Here is a 20,251-nt window from a genome sequence, read left to right as displayed (position 1 = left end):
GACGGCCGCGCACCACCTGCTCGGAGGTGGTACGCGGCCGTTTCGTACAGGGTTCTACGAGGTCAGGCACCCATCATGTGCACGCCACCGTCGACGTGGATGATCTCGCCCGTGGTCTTCGGGAAGAAGTCCGACAGCAGCGCGACGACGCCACGGCCGGCCGGCTCCGGGTCGGCCATGTTCCAGGCGAGCGGGGAACGGGTGTTCCAGACGTCCGCGAGCTCCGAGAAGCCCGGGATGGACTTCGCGGCCATCGAGCCGATCGGACCCGCCGAGATCAGGTTGCAGCGGATGTCCTCCTTGCCCAGGTCGCGGGCGAGGTAACGGGAGGTGGCCTCCAGCGCGGCCTTGGCCGGGCCCATCCAGTCGTACTGCGGCCAGGCGAACTGTGCGTCGAAGGTGAGGCCGACGATCGAGCCGCCCTCGCTCATCAGCGGCTTGCAGGCCATGGCGAGCGACTTCAGCGAGAACGCCGAGACGTGCATCGCGGTGGCGACGGACTCGAACGGGGTGTTGAGGAAGTTGCCGCCGAGCGCGTCCTGCGGCGCGAAGCCGATGGAGTGGACGACGCCGTCCAGCGAACCGAGCTCCTCACGGACCAGGCCTTCGAGCCGGTCCAGGTGCTCGGTGTTGGTCACGTCCAGCTCGATGACCTTGGCGGGCTTGGGCAGCTTCTTGGCGATGCGCTCCGTCAGCGTGGGCCGGGGGAATGCGGTCAGGATGACTTCGGCACCCTGCTCCTGGGCCACCTTGGCGGTGTGGAAGGCGATGGACGACTCCATCAGCACACCGGTGATGAGGATGCGCTTGCCGTCGAGAATTCCGATCATGGTGGTCAGTGACCCATGCCCAATCCGCCGTCAACGGGGATGACGGCTCCAGTGATGTACGACGCGTCGTCGGAGGCGAGGAAGCGCACCGCGGCGGCGATCTCCTCGGGCCGCGCGTAACGGGCCAGCGGCACCTGGGCGACGATGCCCTTGCGCTGCTCCTCGGTGAGCACCTGGGTCATGTCGGTGTCGACAAAGCCGGGCGCGACGACGTTGAAAGTGATGTTCCGCGAGCCGAGCTCGCGCGCCAGGGACCGGGCGAAGCCGACCAGACCGGCCTTGGAGGCGGCGTAGTTGGCCTGCCCCGCCGAGCCGAGGAGACCGACGACGGAGGAGATGAGGACGACGCGGCCCTTCTTGGCGCGCAGCATGGCGCGGTTGGCGCGCTTGACGACCCGGAAGGTGCCGGTGAGGTTGGTGTCGAGTACGGACGTGAAGTCCTCCTCGGACATCCGCATCAGCAACTGGTCCTTGGTGATACCGGCGTTGGCGACCAGCACCTCGACCGGACCGTGCTTCTCCTCGATCTCCTTGTAGGCCTGCTCCACCTGCTCGCCGTCGGTGATGTCGCACCGGACGGCCAGAACGCCGGCCTCGGTGAGGGCCTGGGGCGGCTCGCCCGAGCGGTACGTGATCGCGACCTTGTCGCCGTTGTCGGCGAAAGCGCGGGCGATGGCGAGGCCGATGCCCCGGTTTCCTCCGGTGACGAGAACCGAGCGGCTCAACGGATCACCCTTTCGATAGCGGTCTGGTACCTCGAAAACCTATCGGTACCAGGCGCTCCGCGGGGAATCGGCCCCTGACAGTGGCTTCCGCGAGGCACTGTGGGGTTCCTACAGTGCCTCGCCCCGCGCCGCTGGATCCGTTTCGGAAAAATACGGGAAAACCAGAGGCCCCGGACGGGCTCGCACCGCATGATTCACTGCGGAGACACATCGCACAGGTCGAGAAGGGGAAAGCCGACGTGCCCCATGAGGTAGATCAGTCATTCCTGGCCCTGCCACTACGGGCCCTCGCCGACGCGGCGCTCGCCCGGGCCCGGGCGCTGGGCGCCGTCCATGCGGACTTCCGCTTCGAGCGGGTGCGCAGTGCGTCCTGGCGGTTGCGGGACGCCCGGCCCGCCGGGACTTCGGACACCACCGATCTCGGGTACGCGGTGCGTGTGGTGCACGGCGGGGCGTGGGGGTTCGCGTCCGGCGTCGATCTGACCATGGACGCGGCGGCGAAGGTCGCGTCCCAGGCGGTCGCCATGGCGAAGCTGTCGGCCAAGGTGATCGCGGCGGCCGGGTCCGACGAGCGGGTGGAGCTGGCGGACGAGCCGGTGCACGGCGAGCGGACCTGGGTGTCGGCCTACGACGTCGACCCGTTCTCCGTACCGGACGAGGAGAAGGCGGGGCTGCTGGCCGAGTGGAGCAGTCGGCTCCTCGGCGCGGACGGTGTCGCGCATGTGGACGCCTCGCTCATGACCGTCCACGAGAACAAGTTCTATGCGGACACGGCGGGCACCGTCACCACCCAGCAGCGGGTGCGGCTGCATCCGCAGTTCACAGCCGTCGCCGTGGACGGGACGACCGGCGAGTTCGACTCGATGCGGACCATCGCGCCGCCGGTGGGCCGCGGCTGGGAGTACCTCACGGGCACCGGCTGGGACTGGGACTCCGAGCTGGAGCGGATCCCGGGGCTGCTCGCCGAGAAGATGCGGGCGCCGAGCGTCGAGGCGGGGACGTACGACCTGGTCGTCGATCCGTCGAATCTCTGGCTGACGATCCATGAGTCGATCGGCCATGCCACCGAACTGGACCGGGCGCTGGGGTACGAGGCGGCGTACGCCGGGACCTCGTTCGCCACCTTCGACCAGCTGGGCAAGCTGGCGTACGGCTCGCCCGTGATGAATGTGACGGGCGACCGCACCGCCGAGCACGGTCTCGCGACCATCGGTTACGACGACGAGGGTGTCGAGGGCCAGTCCTGGGACCTGATCAAGGACGGGACGCTGGTCGGCTACCAGCTCGACCGGAGGATCGCGAAGCTGACGGGCCTCGGCCGGTCCAACGGGTGTGCGTACGCCGACTCGCCGGGCCACGTCCCCGTACAGCGGATGGCGAACGTGTCGCTGCAGCCGGATCCGGGCGGGCTGTCCACGGAGGATCTGATCGGCGGCGTGGAGCGCGGCATCTATGTGGTCGGCGACCGGTCCTGGTCGATCGACATGCAGCGCTACAACTTCCAGTTCACCGGGCAACGGTTCTTCCGCATCGAGAACGGCAAGCTGGCCGGCCAGCTGCGCGATGTCGCATACCAGGCGACGACGACGGACTTCTGGGGCTCGATGGAGAAGGTCGGCGGCCCGCAGACGTACGTCCTGGGCGGCGCCTTCAACTGCGGCAAGGCCCAGCCGGGCCAGGTCGCCGCCGTTTCGCACGGCTGCCCCTCCGCCCTCTTCCGAGGCGTGAACATCCTCAACACGACGCAGGAGGCGGGCCGATGAGCCGCGTCAGCAAGCCGTACGAGATCGTCGAGCGCGCGCTCGAACTGTCCACCGCCGACGGCTGTGTGGTCATCGCCGACGAGGACTCCTCCGCCAATCTGCGCTGGGCGGGCAACGCGCTCACCACGAACGGGGTGACCCGGGGGCGGACCCTGACGGTCATCGCGACGGTGGACGGCGCCGAGGGCGCGGCGTCCGGTGTGGTGTCCCGTTCCGCGGTCACCGCCGACGACCTGGAACCGCTGGTGCGGGCCGCCGAGGCCGCCGCGCGCGGGGCAGGACCCGCCGAGGACGCGCAGCCGCTGGTCACCGGCGTGCCCTCGTCCCCCGATTTCACGGATGCCCCGGCCGAGACGAGTTCCGAGGTGTTCGCGGAGTTCGCCCCGGCGCTCGGTGACGCCTTCGCCCGCGCCCGGGCCGGCGGCCGCGAGCTGTACGGCTTCGCGCACCACCAGCTGACCTCGACGTATCTGGGCACGTCGACGGGGCTGCGGCTGCGCCACGACCAGCCGAACGGGACGCTGGAGCTGAACGCCAAGTCCCCCGACCGGTCGCGATCCGCCTGGGCGGGCCGGGCCACCAGGGACTTCAAGGATGTCGACCCGGCCGAGCTGGACGCGGAGCTGGCGCAGCGGCTGGGCTGGGCGGAGCGCCGTATCGAGCTGCCCGCCGGGCGGTACGAGACGCTGCTGCCGCCCACCGCCGTGGCCGATCTGCTGATCTACCAGCTGTGGTCGTCGACGGCCCGGGACGCCGCCGAGGGCCGGACGGTCTTCTCCAAGCCGGGGGGTGGCACCCGGCTCGGCGAGACGCTGTCCGAGCTGCCGCTGACCCTGCGCAGCGACCCGAACGCGCCCGGGCTCGAGTCCGCACCGTTCGTGATCGCCCACTCCTCAGGGGACGGCGCTTCCGTCTTCGACAACGGGCTGCCTCTGTCGTCGACCGACTGGATCCGGGACGGCCGGCTGGACCGTCTGACGACCACCCGGCACACGGCCGGACTGACCGGGCTGCCGGTGGCTCCGGCGATCGACAACCTGGTGCTCGACGGCGGTGGTGAGCGGTCGCTGGACGAGATGGTGGCGGCGACGAGCGGCCGGGCCCTGCTGCTGACCTGCCTCTGGTACATCCGGGAGGTCGATCCGGCGACGCTGCTGCTGACCGGACTCACCCGGGACGGGGTGTATCTGGTGGAGGACGGCGAGGTGGTCGGCGAGGTGAACAACTTCCGGTTCAACGAGTCGCCGGTCGATCTTCTGTCGCGGGCCGTCGAGGCGGGCCGCACCGAGAAGACGCTGCCGCGCGAGTGGGGCGACTGGTTCACCCGGGCCGCGATGCCTGCGCTGCGGATCCCGGACTTCAATATGAGTTCGGTCAGCCTCGGGGTGTGACCCTAGACTGACCGTGGCAGATCAGCACACGTAACAGGGAGACACAGAACAGTGACGGAGATCGTCGACGAGCTGAAGTGGCGCGGGCTGTTCGCCCAGTCCACTGACGAGGACGCATTGCGCAAGGCTCTCGCGGACGGTCCCGTCACGTTCTATTGCGGTTTCGACCCGACCGCGGCGAGTCTGCACGTGGGCCACCTGGTGCAGGTGCTCACCGTGCGTCGGCTGCAGCTGGCCGGGCACCGGCCGCTCGCCCTGGTCGGCGGGGCCACCGGCCAGATCGGTGACCCGCGGCCGACGGCCGAGCGGACGCTGAACGACCCGGAGACGGTCGCGAACTGGGTGACGCGACTGCGTTCCCAGATCGAGCCGTACCTCTCCTTCGAGGGCGCGAACGCCGCGGTCATGGTGAACAACCTGGACTGGACCGCGGGCATGTCCGCGATCGAGTTCCTGCGCGACATCGGCAAGCACTTCCGGGTCAACAAGATGCTGACCAAGGACTCGGTCGCCCGTCGGCTGGAGTCCCAGGAGGGCATCAGCTACACGGAGTTCAGCTACCAGTTGCTGCAGGGCATGGACTTCCTGGAGCTGTACCGGCGCTACGGCTGCACCCTCCAGCAGGGCGGCAGCGACCAGTGGGGCAACCTCACCGCGGGCATCGACCTGATCCACCGCCTGGAGCCGGGCGCCGAGGTGCACGCACTGGCCACGCCGCTGATGGTGAAGGCGGACGGTACCAAGTTCGGCAAGTCCGAGAGCGGGGCCGTCTGGCTCGACCCGGAGATGACGACGCCGTACGCGTTCTACCAGTTCTGGCTGAACGTGGACGACCGCGACATCTCCCCGTACATGCGCATCCTCAGCTTCAGGAGCCGCGCCGAGCTGGAGGAGCTGGAGAAGCTCACCGAGGAGCGTCCCCAGGCCAGGACGGCGCAGCGGGCGCTGGCGGAGGAGCTGACGACGCTGGTGCACGGCGCCGAGCAGTGCGCGTCGGTCATCGCCGCCTCGAAGGCACTGTTCGGCCAGGGTGAGCTGGGCGATCTGGACGAGGCGACGCTGAGCGCGGCGCTCTCCGAGGTGCCGCACGCCGAGGTCACCGAGCTGGGTCCGCTGGTGGACCTCCTGGTGGAGGTCGGTCTGGCGCCGAGCAAGTCGGGGGCCCGCCGTACGGTCAAGGAGGGCGGCGCCTACGTGAACAACGTCAAGGTCGTGGACGGCGAGGCCGCACCGGCCCGCGAGGAGCTGCTGCACGGGCGCTGGCTGGTGCTGCGCCGGGGCAAGAAGAACCTCGCGGCCATCGAGGTCACGGCCGGCTGACCGGCAGCGGACAGCACACGGCGGCCGGGCACGCGACATGCGTGCCCGGCCGTCGCCGCGTCGGACGTCCTGCGGCCGCGCCTGCGCTCAGGCCTTCTGCTTTCTGGTACCGCGCATCGATGTCCAGAGCATGTCGCCGACGCCGACGATGACCACGGCGCCGATCAGCTGGAGCAGATGGCGCGTCCAGTCGATGCCTCTGGTCTCGTTGACGCCGATCCACGTCGCGACGGCATTGCCGATGATGCTGCCGATGATGCCGAAAATGGTTGTCAGCCAGAGTGGGATCTGCTGCTTGCCCGGCAGGATCGCCTTCGCGATCAGGCCGAGGACCAGACCCACGATGATTGCCCACAGCCAACTCATGTCGCCTCCTGGTGCGGCGCGGTGTCGCGCATGTGCGCAAGTCTTGGCGCACAGGCCGTACGACGCATGTCGGACAGGTCCATACGTGCCATGAGTGTGCTGATGTGCACGAATACTGCGTGCCCCGGTCTCGATGCCTCCGGATGCCGGGCGTACCGTGGAACGGCTCGTGAAGAGCCAGGGGAAGGGTGACGGGAACGTGATGCGGAAGCAGAGTGGTGCGGAGGTCTTCCGGATCACGGGAGCCCGGCAGAGCCTCGCGGACGATGTCCGCGGCAGGCAGCGACGCTATGTGATCTCGATGTCCGTACGGACGGTTTCGGTGGTCCTGGCCGCCGTGCTGTGGAACATCGAGAAGCCTGTGGCCATCGTGGCGCTCGCGCTGGGTGCGCTGCTCCCGTACGTCGCGGTGGTCCTCGCCAACGCGGGCCGGGAGAACACTCCTTCACTGCCCTCGACCTTCGTGCCGCCACCCGCCAGACCGGCGCTCGAGGCCGCCCCGCCGGCCGGTCCGGCGGACTCCGACCGCGCCCACAGCGCCCCGGATCCGCATGAGCACAGCTGAGCTCACGGCACGCCGAATCCTCAAGAAAAGCTCAGATCAATCATGAAGTTCAGGTGCACCGCACCCCGGTCCGCGTGACATACTTCCTACGCGCTCCGCATCCCCCGTCGGAGCGACAGACCGACGCCGGGCAGCTCCCCCCGTGGCTGCTCGGCGTCGCTTTTCTCCGGCAGGGGATGCGTCAGTGGGCCGACCTCGCGGCTGGCCTAGGGTTGAGTCCGTGAACTTCCCGGACTCCCCCGAAAATGCCGCCGAGAGCGCTGCTTCCGCCGCGCCGATCTGTTCCGCCAAGGGCTGCCGTGCGGCCGCCGTATGGGTGCTGGCCTGGAACAACCCGAAGCTGCACACCCCGGAGCGCCGTAAGACCTGGCTGGCCTGCGACGAGCACCGGGAACATCTCTCCTCGTTCCTGGGGGTGCGCGGTTTTCTGAAGGATGTCGTGACGCTGGCGGAGTGGGAGTCTTCGGCCTCCGGGGACTGACGCCCGTCCTAGGGCCTTTCGTTTGGATCATGCTGAGGTCGCGCCTGATCCAAACGAAAGACCCTAAGGGCTGTCCCGTAACCCCTGGTGGATCGGCGCGCGGCGTCGGATGCGGTGCATCGCAAGGCGGAGGAGCGTCCTCGTACCGGGCGTATTCGGGCGTTCCGACAACGGAGGGGGTACCCCCGTGCCGTTGAGGCTACGGGGGAGAGGTGCCGTAGCTGTCGTCGTGCGCCCGCCAGGGATTACGGGACGGCGCTCAGCCGCCGATCGCCGACATCGGGCGGTCGGGCTGCAGGAAGGACGGGTCGTCCAGACCGGATCCGGCCTTCTTCCCCCACATCGCGAGCCGCCAGATCCGGGCGATCTCCTCGTCCGGGGCCCCGGAGCGCAGCGCGCCGCGCAGATCGGTCTCCTCGCGGGCGAACAGGCAGGTCCGCACCTGGCCGTCGGCGGTGAGCCGGGTGCGGTCGCAGGCCCGGCAGAACGGGCGGGTGACGGAGGCGATGACACCGACACGGTGGGGTCCGCCGTCGACGAGCCAGCGCTCGGCGGGGGCTGAGCCGCGCTCGCCGTCGCCCTCGGCCGAGAGCGTGAAGCGGGTGCGCAGGGAGCTGAGTATGTCGCCTGCCGTGATCATGCCGTCGCGCTTCCAGCCGTGCTGGGCGTCGAGCGGCATCTGCTCGATGAAGCGGAGCTCGTAACCGTGTTCCACGGCCCAGGCGAGCAGGTCGGGGGCTTCGTCGCCGTTGAGCCCGGGCATCAGGACGGTGTTGACCTTGACCGGGGTGAGGCCGGCGTCGCGGGCGGCTTCGAGGCCTGCCAGTACGTCGTGGTGGCGGTCACGGCGGGTGAGGGTCTTGAAGACGTCGGGGCGCAGGGTGTCCAGCGAGACGTTGACCCGGTCGAGGCCGGCGGCCTTGAGGGCGGCCGCCGTGCGCTTCAGCCCGATGCCGTTGGTGGTGAGCGACATCTTCGGCCGGGGGGTCAGTGCCGCGCACTGTTCGACGATGGAGACGAGGCCAGGGCGCAGCAGCGGCTCACCGCCGGTGAAGCGGACCTCGTTGATCCCGAGCTGGGTCACGGCGATACGGACGAGCCGGACGATCTCGTCGTCGCTGAGCAGGTCCGGCTTGGCCAGCCACTGCAGGCCTTCTTCGGGCATGCAGTACGTGCACCGCAGATTGCAGCGGTCGGTCAGTGAGACGCGCAGGTCGGTGGCGACCCGATCGTAGGTGTCGATGAGCATGGTGGGCCCCCTCCCCCGGTGCATCCCCGGTTGCGGATCTGACTCTCCCGAGACTACGCGACACCTGTGACAGGGAGGTGGCCCGTTTGACACGAGGGGCGGCGTAGCCGCGTCGTAGGACTCTACGACGCGGCCACGGGATCCGCGCGGTGTGTGACGCGAATTCCTTCTCGTCAGTGGGCGCCGACGCCGGTGAGGGACTTGACCTCCAGCTCGGCGTACTTGCCCTTGTCCGGCTCCTCCTTCGAGAGCAGGGAGCCGAGCCAGCCGAGCAGGAAGCCCAGCGGGATGGAGATCAGGCCCGGGTTCTCCAGCGGGAACCAGGCGAAGTCGGCGTCGGGGAACATCGACGTGGGCTTGGAGGAGACGACCGGGGAGAACAGCACCAGCAGGACGGACGAGGCCAGACCACCGTAGATCGACCAGAGGGCGCCCTGGGTGGTGAACCGCTTCCAGAACAGGCTGTACAGGATGGTCGGCAGGTTCGCCGAGGCGGCGACCGCGAAGGCGAGGGCGACCAGTCCGGCCACGTTCAGATCGCGCGCGAGGGCGCCGAGGCCGATGGAGACGATGCCGATGGCAACGGTCGCCCACTTCGCCGCGCGGACCTCTTCCTTCTCGGTGGCCCTGCCCTTGCGGATGACGTTGGCGTAGATGTCGTGCGCGAAGGACGACGAGGACGCCAGGGTCAGGCCGGCGACGACGGCGAGGATGGTGGCGAAGGCGACCGCGGAGATGACGGCGAGCAGGATTGCACCGCCGGTGGAGCCGGAGCCGCCGCCGATCTCCAGGGCGGCCAGCGGGGCCGCCGTGTTGCCCGCCTTGTTCGAGGCGATGATGTCGCCGGGCTTGAGGATCGCCGCGGCGCCGAAGCCGAGCACGATCGTCATCAGGTAGAAGGCGCCGATGATGCCGATCGCCCAGTTCACCGACTTACGGGCGGCCTTGGCGGTCGGCACGGTGTAGAAGCGGATCAGGATGTGCGGGAGCCCGGCGGTGCCGAGGACGAGGGCGATACCGAGCGAGATGAAGTCCAGCTTCGACGTGCTGGTGGCGCCGTACTTGAGTCCGGGCTCCAGGAACGCCTTGCCCTTGCCGCTGTTCTCCGCCGCGGTGCCGAGCAGGTCGGAGAGGTTGAAGTGGAACTTCAGCAGGATCAGGAAGGTGATGAGCACGGTGCCCGCGATGAGCAGGACGGCCTTGACCATCTGCACCCAGGTGGTGCCCTTCATGCCGCCGATGGTGACGTACACGATCATCAGCAGACCGACCAGGGCGACGATGGCGACCTTGCCGCCGTCGCTGGTGATACCGAGCAGCAGCGAGACGAGCACACCGGCGCCCGCCATCTGCGCGAGCAGGTAGAAGATCGAGACGACGATGGTGGAGGCGCCCGCCGCGGTACGGACCGGGCGCTGGCGCATGCGGTACGCGAGGACGTCGCCCATCGTGTAGCGGCCGGAGTTCCGCAGCGGTTCCGCAACCAGCAGCAGGGCGACGAGCCAGGCGACGAGGAAGCCGATGGAGTACAGGAAGCCGTCGTAGCCGAAGAGCGCGATGGCGCCCGCGATACCGAGGAACGACGCGGCGGACATGTAGTCGCCGGAGACCGCGAGGCCGTTCTGGAAACCGGTGAACTGGCGGCCGCCCGCGTAGAAGTCGGAGGCGTCCTTGGTCTGTCGGCCTGCCCACACGGTGATGAACAGTGTGGCGACGACGAAGCAGGCGAAGAGCGTGATGATCAGCGGCCGGTGCTCGCTCGCGCCTTCGGCGGCGAGCTGGACGGTGGGGTACGCGGCGTGGGCGGCGCTCATGCGTCGGCCTCCATACGGGACTTGATCGCGGCGGCCTTCGGGTCGAGCTTCGTGGCGGCGTGGCGGGAGTAGAACCAGGCGATGAGGAACGTGGTGAGGAACTGGGCGAGACCGAAGACGAGAGCCACGTTGATGTTGCCGAACAACCGGGTGCCCATGAAGCCGCCCGCATAGTTCGACAGGAGCACGTAGAGCAGGTACCAGAGGACGAAGGCGATGGTCAGTGGGAAGGCGAACGACCGGTGCGCGGTGCGCAGTTCGGCGAACTCCGCGCTCTTCTGGACCTCTACGAACTCCTCGGTCGTGGGCTGGGCAGGGCCGGTGTCAGGACTGGCCTTGGGCGGCGATGCATCGGTAGCCACGGAATCTCCTCGCGATGCGGATGCGGTGGTGGGGACGGTGGATTTCATAGGAGGACCTCGATGTCGGGGGGCCGGTGGTGCGCCTCCCCTGACAACGGCACGGAGAGAACGGCGAAGTGGTTCACCGCGGTTTGCCTGTTCTTGAACTCATCCGGTCGGACTCACTCCCGAACGGAGTTCCGTCAACTCGTTGATGAGCCGGGATGATCAGCGATAGCTTCGCTCTTCATGTACACGGCCGAACACACCCCGTGTCCGGCCGCCTGGCACGGATGATGTGGAGACCCCATGGCTCATCTGGGATCCAGACGGACGCGCGCACTGGCGCTGCCCGTCGGACTGGCCCTCACGGCCTCGCTCGGCTTCCTGCCGACGAGTGCCGCATCCGCCGCCCCGTCGGACGGACTGCCCACGGCGGCGGTCTCGACGGACGGCCCGAAGCTGTCGTACGTCGTCAACACCCGTGGCGGTCATGGCACCGTCAAGCAGGTGAAGAAGGCGATAGCCCGGGCCGGTGGCACAGTGGTGATCGCCTACGAGCAGATCGGTGTCATCGTCGTCCACTCGCAGAACCCGGAGTTCGCGCAGTCGATCCGCCGGGTCAGGGGGGTCGACTCCGCGGGGGCCACCCGCACCAACCCCATCGTTCCGCAGGCCACCAAGGACATCGGGGTCGAGCAGTCGCTCTCCGCCGGGCAGGCGCGGGCCGCGGCCGCGGAGGCGACGGCGGACCAGGATCCGATGGAACCGCTCCAGTGGGATCTGCCCGCCATCAAGGCGGACCAGGCGCACCGGGTGTCGCTGGGGAGCAAGAAGGTCACGGTCGCGGTCATCGACACGGGTGTCGACGACACGCACCCGGACCTGGCTCCGAACTTCGACCGCGGGGCATCGGCGAACTGTGTGAGCGGCGCGCCGGACACGGCGGACGGCGCTTGGCGTCCGCAGACCGGTGAGAGCGACCACGGCACGCATGTCGCGGGCACCATCGCAGCCGCGAAGAACGGCATCGGCGTGACCGGTGTCGCGCCGGGCGTCAAGGTGGCGGGCATCAAGGTGGCGACCTCGAGCGGGTTCTTCTACACCGAGGCCGTCGTCTGCGGCTTCGTCTGGGCCGCCGAGCACGGCGTCGATGTCACGAACAACAGCTATTACACCGACCCTTGGCTGTACAACTGCAAGAACGACCCCGACCAGGGCGCCCTGGTGGAAGCGGTCACCCGCGCCAGCCGGTACGCGGAGCGCAAGGGCACGGTCAACGTCGCCGCGGCCGGCAACAGCAGCGAGGACCTGGCCGCCGACACGCTGGAGGACTCGACCAGCCCGAACGACACCACGCCGGTGACGCGGACGATCGACCCGCGGGAGTGCCTCGACATCCCGACGATGCTGCCGGGTGTCGTCACGGTCTCCGCGACCGGCGCCAAGGGCCTGAAGGCCTCGTACTCTAACTACGGTGACGGGATCATCGATGTGGCCGCCCCGGGCGGCGACTCGACGATCTACCAGACGCCCGCACCGCCGGCCACGAGCGGGCTGATCCTGTCGACGCTGCCGGGCGGCAAGTACGGCTACAAGGCCGGTACGTCGATGGCCTCCCCGCATGTCGCGGGTGTGGTGGCCCTGATCAAGTCGTCGCACCCGCACGCCTCGGCGGCCGCGGTGAAGGCGCTGCTGGTGCACGAGGCGGACGCCACCGCGTGCGGCGACCCGTACGACATCAACGGCGACGGCAAGATCGACGCCGTCTGCGAGGGCCCCAGGAACCACAACGGCTTCTACGGTGCCGGTGTGGTGGACGCGCTGGACGCGGTCCGCAGGTAGTCACCACGCGTATCGGGGGAAGGGCCGAGGACTACTGTCCTCGGCCCTTCCCTCGCATTGTGGTGGCACTGGGTGCCATAGTGCGGTCATGGCAGATGTGATCGACACGCGGAGCTCCGGGACGGAGCAGGCATGGGCCGCCCTCGGCGGCGATCCGGCACTTCTGGACCGTATCGACGGCGGTGGACCGGCCGGGCTGCTGCCCGCGCGGCTGCCGGTCATGGAGCTGGCCCGTTCCACCGTCGCGGTCTGCGCGCTGGCCGCGGCCGAACTGGCCGCGCGCCGTGCAGGCAGCGCCGGCGGGCCGGTGGAGCGGGTCCGGGTCGACGACGGTGCGGTGGCCACCGCGTTCCTCAGCGAGCGCCATCTGCGGGTCGACGGGCGTGCGCCGACCAATTTCGCCCCGCTGTCCCGGTTCTGGCGGACGGCCGACGGCTGGGTCCGCACCCACGCCAACTACCCGCACCACCGGGCCCGGTTGCTCGCCGCTCTCGGCCTGCCCGCCGATACCGGCGTGGACGCCGTGGCCGCGGTGCTCGCCGAGCGGCGGGCTGTGGAGATCGAGGAGACGGTGTACGCCGCGGGCGGTCTGGCCGTCGCACTGCGTACCCCGGAGGAGTGGGCGGCGCACGAGCAGGGCGCCGCAATCGCCACACGCCCGCTGCTGACGCTCGACCGGACCGAGGGGCCGGGGCAGGTGGGTGCACGCCGCCTTCCCGCCGTGTCGGGTTCGCCGCTGCTGCCCGCCGCCGGACTCCGGGTTCTCGACATGACCCGTGTCCTGGCCGGTCCGGTGGCCACCCGCACGCTGGCGCTGCTGGGCGCGGACGTCCTGCGGATCGATGCGCCGCAGCTGCCGGAGAGCCAGGACGCCCACAACGACACGGGGTTCGGCAAACGGTCGGTCTCGCTGGATCTGGGCGACCGGGCGGACCGGGCGACGTTCGACGAGCTGCTCACCGCCGCCGATGTGCTGGTCACCGGATACCGGCCGGGCGCGCTGGAGGCGTACGGCCTGACGCCGGAGGCGCTCGCCGTACGCCGTCCCGGTCTGGTCCTTGCTCAGGTGTCCGCGTGGGGGCGGTACGGGCCGTGGCACGAACGGCGCGGCTTCGACAGTCTGGTGCAGGTGGCCACCGGGATCGCGGCCGTGGAGGGGGAGGCCGGGACGCCGGGCGCACTGCCCGCACAGGCCCTCGACCACGGCACCGGCTATCTGCTGGCGGCGGGCGTGCTGCGTGCGCTGACCGAGCAGCACGAGGACGGCGGTTCGCGGTTGCTGCGGCTGGCACTCGGGCAGACGGCGCGCTGGCTCTGCGGCGGCCTCACGCGCACCCAGGACCCGTACGGCCCGTCGGAGACGTACGGCCTCTCGGAGACGTACGACCCCGAGAAGCATCTCGGCTCCACGGACAGCGCGCTGGGCCGGCTGCGGTATGCCTTGCCGCCGGTCTCCTTCGCGGGCGGCCCGGCGGACTGGTCGCGTCCGCCGGGCCGGTTGGGCGCGGATGCGCCGAAGTGGCGTACCACTACGGCTTGATGAGGACCTTCAGCGCCGTGCGCTCGTCCATGGCCTTGTAGCCGGCGGGGACCTCGTCGAGGCCGATGGTCAGGTCGAAGACGGGCGACGGGTCGATCGTGCCGGCCAGGACGTCGGGGAGCAGTTCCGGAATGTACGTGCGCACGGGGGCGACGCCGCCGCGCAGAGCGATGTTCCGGTCGAACATGACGCCGAGGTCCAGGCCGGTGCCGCTGCCGTGCGGCACGCCGACGTAGCCGATCGAGCCGCCGTCGCGGGTGATCCCGACCGCCGTGCGCATCGACTGCTCGGTGCCGACGGCCTCGATCACGGCGTGGGCGCCCGCGCCGCCGGTGAGTTCCCGTACGGCGGCAACGGCTGCTTCGCCGCGCTCGGCGACGACGTCCGTGGCGCCGAAGGTGCGGGCGATGTCCGTGCGCACCTGGTGGCGGCCGAGCGCGATGATCCGCTCGGCGCCGAGCCGCTTCGCGGCCATGACGCCGCACAGGCCGACCGCCCCGTCACCGACGACCGCGACCGTGGTGCCGGGCTTCACGCCCGCGCCGATGGCGGCGTGGTGCCCCGTGCCGAGCACGTCCGACAGCGCCAGGAGCGCCGTGAGCAGGCGGTCGTCGGACGCGGCGGCGGCCGGGAGCTTGACCAGCGTGCCGTCGGCGAACGGGACGCGCACGGCCTCTCCCTGCCCGCCGTCGGAGCCGACCGAGCCCCAGAAGCCGCCCTGCGGGCAGGACGTCGTCAGGCCCTCGGCGCAGTACTCGCAGGTGCCGTCGGACCAGACGAAGGGGGCGACGACGAGGTCACCGGGCGCGAAGCCGCTGACCTCCGGTCCCGCCTCCTCGACGATCCCGATGAACTCGTGGCCGATGCGCTGGCCGGGCTGGCGGGCGGCCTCGCCGCGGTACGCCCACAGGTCGCTGCCGCAGATACAGGCCCGCAGGACCCGCAGCACCACATCGGTGGGCTGCTGGATCGTCGGGTCCGGCACCTCCTGGACACGGATGTCGTGGGGGGCGTGGATGACAGTGGCGCGCATGCGTGGGGGTCCTTGCTGATCTCAGATGCTGATACTCCGTTCACCGTACGCCCCGGGGGCGGCAGCGGCCTCGTCCGGGCCCGTTGCGAGCACCCCGACGGTCAGCAGGAACTGCGCCGCGATGTACGTGAGCATGACCCAGAAGTCCGGCGCGGGCAGCTGCGGCCAGTCGGCGATGCCGGTGGCGATGAGCGCGTCGGACAGCAGGAAGAGCGCCCCTCCGAGCGCGGCGTACCGGCCGCGGGTGCTGGACCGGTAGGCCATCGCGGCGAGCAGCAGGCTGTAGCCGGCCATCGGGATCCGCAGGTCCGCGGGGAGCCCGCCCCAGATGAGGGCGACGAAGCCGACGAGGACCGCGGCGTACCCCGCACCGAGCAGCAGGGAGCTGCGGGCCCGCCCGAAGAGCCACAGATAGCAGACATGGCCCGCGGCGAAGCAACCCATGCCGATGAGGAAGGCGGCATCGGCGTCGGGCAGCAGGAATGTGTCGCCGCCCCAGCCGAAGAGCAGCGCGGCGACGAGCAGCCGGGGTCCGCGGCGGGCGGCGGCGTACCCCGCGAGCAGCGGCATCAGCAGCGGCTTGGCGACGAGGTGGGCGAGACGCACGTCGGCGAGCACGCCGACGAGGTCGACGGCGGAGGCGACGAGAAACGCGATGAGCAGGGGGCGTACGAACCGTGCCCGGGCGTCCGTGACGGCTCCGGCGGTCATCCGGTGCTCTCCGGGACGGGAACAGCGGTGGAGGCGGTGGTCGAGGCAGTACCGGAGGCGGTGGCCGAGGCGGCCGTCGACGCCGGCTGCCAGCCCGGCCCGCGGAAGATCCGGCCGGCCCGCTCGCCCCAGCTCTCCGCCGCCCGCACGTCCCGGGCGATCGCGGCGTACTCGTGCGTCGCGACGCGCAGCGGGTTGTAGGTGGCGATGTTCTTGGTGAGCCCGTAGACGGGCCGCTCCGTCTCCGCGGCGAAGGAGCCGAAGAGCCGGTCCCACAGGATCAGGATGCCGCCGAAGTTCCGGTCGAGGTAGCCACCCTGGGAGGCGTGGTGCACCCGGTGGTGGGAGGGCGTGTTCAGCACGTACTCGAAGGGCCTGGGCAGCTTGTCGATCCGTTCGGTGTGTACCCAGAACTGGTAGACGAGATTGGCCGACGAGCAGAAGGCCAGCGCCGCCGGATGGACACCGCAGGCGATGAGCGGAACGTAGAACGGCCAGACGGTCAGCGAGGTCCAGGGCTGACGCAGCGCGGTGGTGAGGTTGAACTTCCGGCTGGAGTGGTGGACCACATGGCAGGCCCAGAGGATCCGGATGACGTGGTGGCCGCGGTGGGACCAGTAGTAGAAGAAGTCCTGCGCGAGCAGCATCAGCAGGATCGTCCACCACAGGACGGGAACGCGGAGCGGGGTCAGCTCGTAGACCGCGGTGTAGATGGCCACGATGGGCACTTTCCACAGCAGATCGAACACGAGACTGCCGAGCCCCATGGTGACGCTGGTGACGGCGTCCTTGGTCTCGTACCCGGCGGCGTCCTCGTCGGGGTGGATGCGGGCGCTGACCATTTCGACAACGGTGAGCAGGACGAAGGCCGGTATGGACCACAGCACGACATCGGGCAGGTTCGGCTCCATGCGAGCACCGTAGAGCGGGGGGTCGGCCGAGGACTAGACGTTGTTACCAACAAGTATGCGAGACGCGATGTCAGCAACCTTTGGTGACTTCTGCCAACACGGACCGGATCAGACCCCGACCGCTCCCAGCAACGCCCCCGCCGCATAGGTGACTCCCATGGCCACCGCTCCCCCGCCCATGTTCCGCAGCACCGCGCGCCCCACCGCCGCGGCGCCCAGCCGCGCGCTCCACCACCCGGTGAGCGCCAGCGCCGCCAGTACCGCCAGTACCGTGATGACCAGCCGCAGCGACGACGACGGCAGCACGATCGCCAGCAGCGGCAGCAGCGCTCCCGCCGTGAAGGCCAGGAAGCTCGCGCCGGCGGCGTGCCAGGGGTTCGTCAGGTCGTCCGGGTCGATCCCCAGCTCCACCTCCGCGTGGGCGCGCAGCGCGTCGCGTTCGGTGAGCTGGAGGGCGGCCTCGCGGGCGACTTCCCGGCTCAGCCCCTTGCCCTCCAACAGGCCGGTCAGCTCGGCGAGTTCCGCCTCCGGGGTCTCCTGCAGCTCCCGTCTCTCCGTCGCCAGCGCGGCCTGCTCCGAGTCGCGCTGGGTGGACACCGACACGTATTCGCCCGCCGCCATCGACAGGGAGCCTGCCAGCAGCCCGGCGAGGCCCGCCGTCAGCAGGGCACCGCGGTCACCGGTGGCGCCGGCGACGCCGACGACGATGCCCGCCGTGGAGACCACGCCGTCGTTGGCGCCGAGCACCGCGGCGCGCAGCCAGTTCAGCCGCGCGCCGAGGCCGTTGCCGTGGGACTCGTCATGCGCCTGGGTATCCGTCACCCGGGGATGGTCTCATTCCCACCGGGTCCCGTCACCAGACGCGGACCGAGCCGCCCGGCGCGAAGGCCGGGCTGGTCGCGTCGGCCGGGGCCTCCTTCAGGGGCTCGGCGATCTCGTCGACCGTCGGGCCGACCGTCGCGGCGATGCGGTCGAGCGCGGGCAGGTCGAAACCGTACACGCGGGCCGCGTTACCGCCGACCATCGCCGCGATCTCGTCGGGCGGGAGTCCGGCGTACGCGATCCGCAGCCCTTCCCGTGAATAGGGGGCGGTGCCCTCGTCGTGCGGGTAGTCGCTGCCCCACATGATCTTGTCGAGGCCGATCCGGTCGCGCAGCGGCACCTCGTGGGGGCGCATGAAGCTGGCGCCGACGAAGCAGTTGTCGCGCCAGACCTCGCCGGGGCTAGCTCCCATCGAAGCGGCAAGCCCCGCACCGAACTTGGACTCGGCGGTGGATGCCCGGGAGGCCGCAGCGACCAGGCGGCCGTGGTAGTAGTCGAGCATCTCGACGACGCCCGGGATCCAGCCGGAGCCCTGTTCGGTGAGGACGAGTTTCAGCCCGGGGTGGCGGCGGAAGGCCCCGCCGAAGATCAGGTGCCACAGCGCCCGGTGGGAGAACCAGGTCGTCTCCACCATGAAGACGGCGCGCGCCGCCGGTTCGTCGCCGAGCGGCGGGGAGGCCGATCCGCCGTGGTGGTTCACCGGCACGTCCAGCTCCTCGCAGACCGCCCACAGCGGGTCGTACACCTGGGAGTACAGCTCCGGGATGCCGGATCCCGGCGGGGTGCCGGGCAGCAGGATGCCGCCGGTGAGCCCCGCCTCCTTGGCGCGGCGGACCTCGCGGACCGCCTCCGCCGGGTCGTTGAGGAGGATCTGCGCCACGCCCGCCCGCCGGCCGGGTGCGTCGGCGCAGAAGTCGGCGAGCCAGCGGTTGTGGGCGCGCAGGCCCGCCCAGCGCTGTTCGTACTCCTGCGGTGAGGGGGCGGGGGCCATCAGGGAGGCCGAGGGGAAGAACGGCGGGATGGTGTTGGGGAAGACGACCTCCGCGACGATGCCGTCCGCCGCCAGCTCGGCGAGGCGGCGGGCGGAGTTCCAGTTGCGGTCGGCGGTGTCGGCGAGGAGGTCCGCGTACGGATTGACGTACGCCGCCGCCCATGCGTCGAAATCGTCGTGGTACTTCGCCTCCAGATACGGCTTGTAGTCGAGCAGGTCGGCGCCCGCGTGACAGTCGGCGGAGATGACGGTGTAGCGCTCGCGGGACATCAGCCGACCCCCAGGACCGGGAAGTCGTGGTCCGTCAGCCAGTGCCGGCCGACCTCGCGCGAGCGTGCCCAGGACGCTTCGACCGCCGTCTGGTCGGCGCTCTGGCCCAGCTCCTGCGGGGTCGGGCCGATGCGCCGGGCGATCGGCGCGAGCTTCGCCGTGTCGAAGCCGAAGACCTCGGCGGCGGCGAGTCCCAGCATCCGGCGGGTCTCGGCCACCGGGATGTCGTGGAAGGTGGTGCGCAGCCAGTCGGCGGTGTTCGGCCAGGTGCCTTCGGGGTGCGGGAAGTCGCTGCCCCACAGGATGTTGTCGACGCCGATCTCGTACCGCTGGGCGAGCTCGCGGCGCTTGGTGTTGGTGGCGCAGATGAAGACCTGGCGGTCCAGGTATTCGTGCGGGGGCCGCTTCAGCTCGGCGAACGGCGAGAGTTTCTTTCCGCCGTGGGCGCCCAGGTAGAGCCGGTCCATGAACCAGAGCAGGTTCGGCAGCCACCAGCAGCCGGACTCGGCGACGCCGAACCTCAGCCCCGGGTGGCGTTCGAAGGCGCCCGACCAGAGCAGGAACCAGAGCGGGCGGGACGGCCACCAGGTGACCTCGGAGACGTAGATCCCCAGGTGGTCGCCGTACTCGTGGCGCGGGGCCGCGCCGGAGTGTGTGACGACCGGCATCCCCGTCCCGGCGGCGGCCGCCCACACGGGGTCGTAACGGCGGTCGTGGTACGGCGCCTTGTCCACCCACATGGAGGGGATCATCAACGCCCCGAGACCGGACTCCTTGGCCCGGTGGATCTCGGCGACGACACGGTCGACCTCACCCGTGACGGGCAACAGGGCGACTCCGCAGTGCCGTTCGGGGTTCTGCGAGACGAAGTCGGCGAGCCACCGGTTGTGGGCCTGCGCGCCGGCCATGCCGAGCTCCGGGTCCTGGTCGCCGGAGAGGCCGAGGCCGACCCCGAACGGGGCGGCGGTCCGGCTGTCGACGGCGTCCGCGTCCGGGAAGACGACCTCGGCCGCCACTCCGTCGCCGTCGAGCTCCTTGAGCCGCTGCGCGGCGTCCCAACCACCCCTCAGCCCTTCCTCGTTGTCGTGGAACCACTTGTCTGCGAAGGCCTCGTTGCGTACGCCGAGGCGGGTCATCTCCTCACGGCGGCGGTCGCGCCCGGCAAGGAAGTCGTCGAACTCCCGGTGGAAGCGGGCGTCCAGATAGGGCCGGTACTCCTCGGTGGGCAGTCCGGCGTGGCAGTCGGAGGAGATGATCAGATACGGGTCGGTCATCGCTCGCCC

The 20,251-nt window shown here is 70.2% G+C and carries 19 protein-coding genes; 7 read left to right on the top strand and 12 right to left on the bottom strand.

Annotated features, from left to right (window positions below; all coding sequences use genetic code 11):
* Positions 1 to 62: 62 nt before the first annotated feature.
* Together fabI and fabG are read right to left on the bottom strand one after the other, a co-directional pair.
* Entirely contained in the window at positions 63 to 830 is a 768-nt protein-coding gene (gene fabI / locus OHB49_RS32215; protein WP_030920165.1) for an enoyl-ACP reductase FabI, read from the bottom strand.
* Between the two features lie 5 nt (positions 831 to 835).
* Positions 836 to 1,555 carry a 3-oxoacyl-[acyl-carrier-protein] reductase gene (fabG, locus tag OHB49_RS32210; RefSeq protein ID WP_030974465.1) on the bottom strand — a complete coding sequence of 240 codons (720 nt, stop codon included), beginning with the start codon at positions 1,553 to 1,555 and terminating at the stop codon, positions 836 to 838.
* A gap of 239 nt (positions 1,556 to 1,794) precedes the next feature.
* On the opposite strand from fabG, the gene OHB49_RS32205 reads away from it, so the two are divergent.
* From OHB49_RS32205 to tyrS, 3 genes are read left to right on the top strand one after another with little or no spacing between them, the layout of a single operon-like run.
* Positions 1,795 to 3,318 carry a TldD/PmbA family protein gene (locus tag OHB49_RS32205; protein ID WP_326744081.1) on the top strand — a complete coding sequence of 508 codons (1,524 nt, stop codon included), beginning with the start codon at positions 1,795 to 1,797 and terminating at the stop codon, positions 3,316 to 3,318.
* Positions 3,315 to 4,709, top strand: coding sequence for a metallopeptidase TldD-related protein (locus OHB49_RS32200; protein ID WP_030974469.1), 1,395 nt, complete (start codon positions 3,315 to 3,317; stop codon positions 4,707 to 4,709). Before OHB49_RS32205 ends, OHB49_RS32200 begins: the two co-directional genes overlap by 4 nt.
* 51 nt (positions 4,710 to 4,760) lie before the next feature.
* Positions 4,761 to 6,029: a tyrosine--tRNA ligase gene (tyrS, locus tag OHB49_RS32195; RefSeq protein ID WP_030974471.1), complete on the top strand. Its 1,269-nt coding sequence runs from the start codon at positions 4,761 to 4,763 to the stop codon at positions 6,027 to 6,029.
* Between the two features lie 87 nt (positions 6,030 to 6,116).
* Here the strand turns inward: tyrS and OHB49_RS32190 are convergent, their stop codons facing one another.
* Positions 6,117 to 6,395: a GlsB/YeaQ/YmgE family stress response membrane protein gene (locus OHB49_RS32190; RefSeq protein WP_030974473.1), complete on the bottom strand. Its 279-nt coding sequence runs from the start codon at positions 6,393 to 6,395 to the stop codon at positions 6,117 to 6,119.
* A gap of 202 nt (positions 6,396 to 6,597) precedes the next feature.
* Here OHB49_RS32190 and OHB49_RS32185 point away from each other — a divergent pair, with 202 nt between their 5' ends.
* Together OHB49_RS32185 and OHB49_RS32180 are read left to right on the top strand one after the other, a co-directional pair.
* The gene (locus tag OHB49_RS32185) at positions 6,598 to 6,960 is read left to right on the top strand and encodes a DUF3099 domain-containing protein (RefSeq protein ID WP_329166686.1); all 363 of its coding nucleotides are present in this window, start codon (positions 6,598 to 6,600) and stop codon (positions 6,958 to 6,960) included.
* A 220-nt stretch (positions 6,961 to 7,180) separates the two neighbouring features.
* Positions 7,181 to 7,441, top strand: a complete 261-nt coding sequence (locus OHB49_RS32180) for a hypothetical protein (RefSeq protein ID WP_030974477.1) — start codon at positions 7,181 to 7,183, stop codon at positions 7,439 to 7,441.
* 259 nt (positions 7,442 to 7,700) lie between these two features.
* On the opposite strand, the gene moaA is transcribed toward OHB49_RS32180, so the two are convergent.
* The 3 genes from moaA to OHB49_RS32165 form a co-directional block, all read right to left on the bottom strand.
* Positions 7,701 to 8,690: a GTP 3',8-cyclase MoaA gene (gene moaA, locus OHB49_RS32175; protein ID WP_329164478.1), complete on the bottom strand. Its 990-nt coding sequence runs from the start codon at positions 8,688 to 8,690 to the stop codon at positions 7,701 to 7,703.
* Between the two features lie 173 nt (positions 8,691 to 8,863).
* Entirely contained in the window at positions 8,864 to 10,504 is a 1,641-nt protein-coding gene (locus OHB49_RS32170; protein ID WP_329164476.1) for a solute symporter family protein, read from the bottom strand.
* On the bottom strand, positions 10,501 to 10,866 hold the full coding sequence (locus tag OHB49_RS32165; RefSeq protein WP_329164474.1) for a DUF485 domain-containing protein: 366 nt from the start codon (positions 10,864 to 10,866) through the stop codon (positions 10,501 to 10,503). Before OHB49_RS32165 ends, OHB49_RS32170 begins: the two co-directional genes overlap by 4 nt.
* 288 nt (positions 10,867 to 11,154) lie before the next feature.
* Between OHB49_RS32165 and OHB49_RS32160 the strand changes: the two genes are divergently transcribed.
* Together OHB49_RS32160 and OHB49_RS32155 are read left to right on the top strand one after the other, a co-directional pair.
* On the top strand, positions 11,155 to 12,690 hold the full coding sequence (locus OHB49_RS32160) for a S8 family peptidase (protein ID WP_329164473.1): 1,536 nt from the start codon (positions 11,155 to 11,157) through the stop codon (positions 12,688 to 12,690).
* 88 nt (positions 12,691 to 12,778) lie between these two features.
* Complete coding sequence (locus OHB49_RS32155; RefSeq protein ID WP_329164471.1) at positions 12,779 to 14,230, top strand: CoA transferase; 1,452 nt, start codon at positions 12,779 to 12,781, stop codon at positions 14,228 to 14,230.
* Here the strand turns inward: OHB49_RS32155 and OHB49_RS32150 are convergent.
* The 6 genes from OHB49_RS32150 to OHB49_RS32125 form a co-directional block, all read right to left on the bottom strand.
* A complete protein-coding gene (locus OHB49_RS32150) occupies positions 14,220 to 15,263 on the bottom strand; it encodes a zinc-dependent alcohol dehydrogenase family protein (RefSeq protein ID WP_329164469.1) in 1,044 nt (347 codons plus the stop codon). The two genes, OHB49_RS32155 and OHB49_RS32150, sit on opposite strands and share 11 nt — an antisense overlap.
* A gap of 21 nt (positions 15,264 to 15,284) precedes the next feature.
* Positions 15,285 to 15,974, bottom strand: coding sequence for a lysoplasmalogenase (locus tag OHB49_RS32145; RefSeq protein WP_329164467.1), 690 nt, complete (start codon positions 15,972 to 15,974; stop codon positions 15,285 to 15,287).
* The gene (locus OHB49_RS32140; protein ID WP_030974493.1) at positions 15,971 to 16,885 is read right to left on the bottom strand and encodes a sterol desaturase family protein; all 915 of its coding nucleotides are present in this window, start codon (positions 16,883 to 16,885) and stop codon (positions 15,971 to 15,973) included. Before OHB49_RS32140 ends, OHB49_RS32145 begins: the two co-directional genes overlap by 4 nt.
* A 108-nt stretch (positions 16,886 to 16,993) precedes the next feature.
* Entirely contained in the window at positions 16,994 to 17,707 is a 714-nt protein-coding gene (locus tag OHB49_RS32135) for a VIT1/CCC1 transporter family protein (protein WP_329164466.1), read from the bottom strand.
* Positions 17,708 to 17,738: 31 nt separating this feature from the next.
* Entirely contained in the window at positions 17,739 to 18,968 is a 1,230-nt protein-coding gene (locus OHB49_RS32130; RefSeq protein WP_329164464.1) for an amidohydrolase family protein, read from the bottom strand.
* Positions 18,968 to 20,242 carry an amidohydrolase family protein gene (locus OHB49_RS32125; protein WP_329164463.1) on the bottom strand — a complete coding sequence of 425 codons (1,275 nt, stop codon included), beginning with the start codon at positions 20,240 to 20,242 and terminating at the stop codon, positions 18,968 to 18,970. Before OHB49_RS32125 ends, OHB49_RS32130 begins: the two co-directional genes overlap by 1 nt.
* Positions 20,243 to 20,251 lie beyond the last annotated feature (9 nt).

Source organism: Streptomyces sp. NBC_01717 (genome assembly GCF_036248255.1).
Taxonomy (GTDB): domain Bacteria; phylum Actinomycetota; class Actinomycetes; order Streptomycetales; family Streptomycetaceae; genus Streptomyces.
The sequence above is the reverse complement of the archived record's forward strand: the minus strand, read 5'-3'. Positions and strand labels throughout refer to the sequence as shown.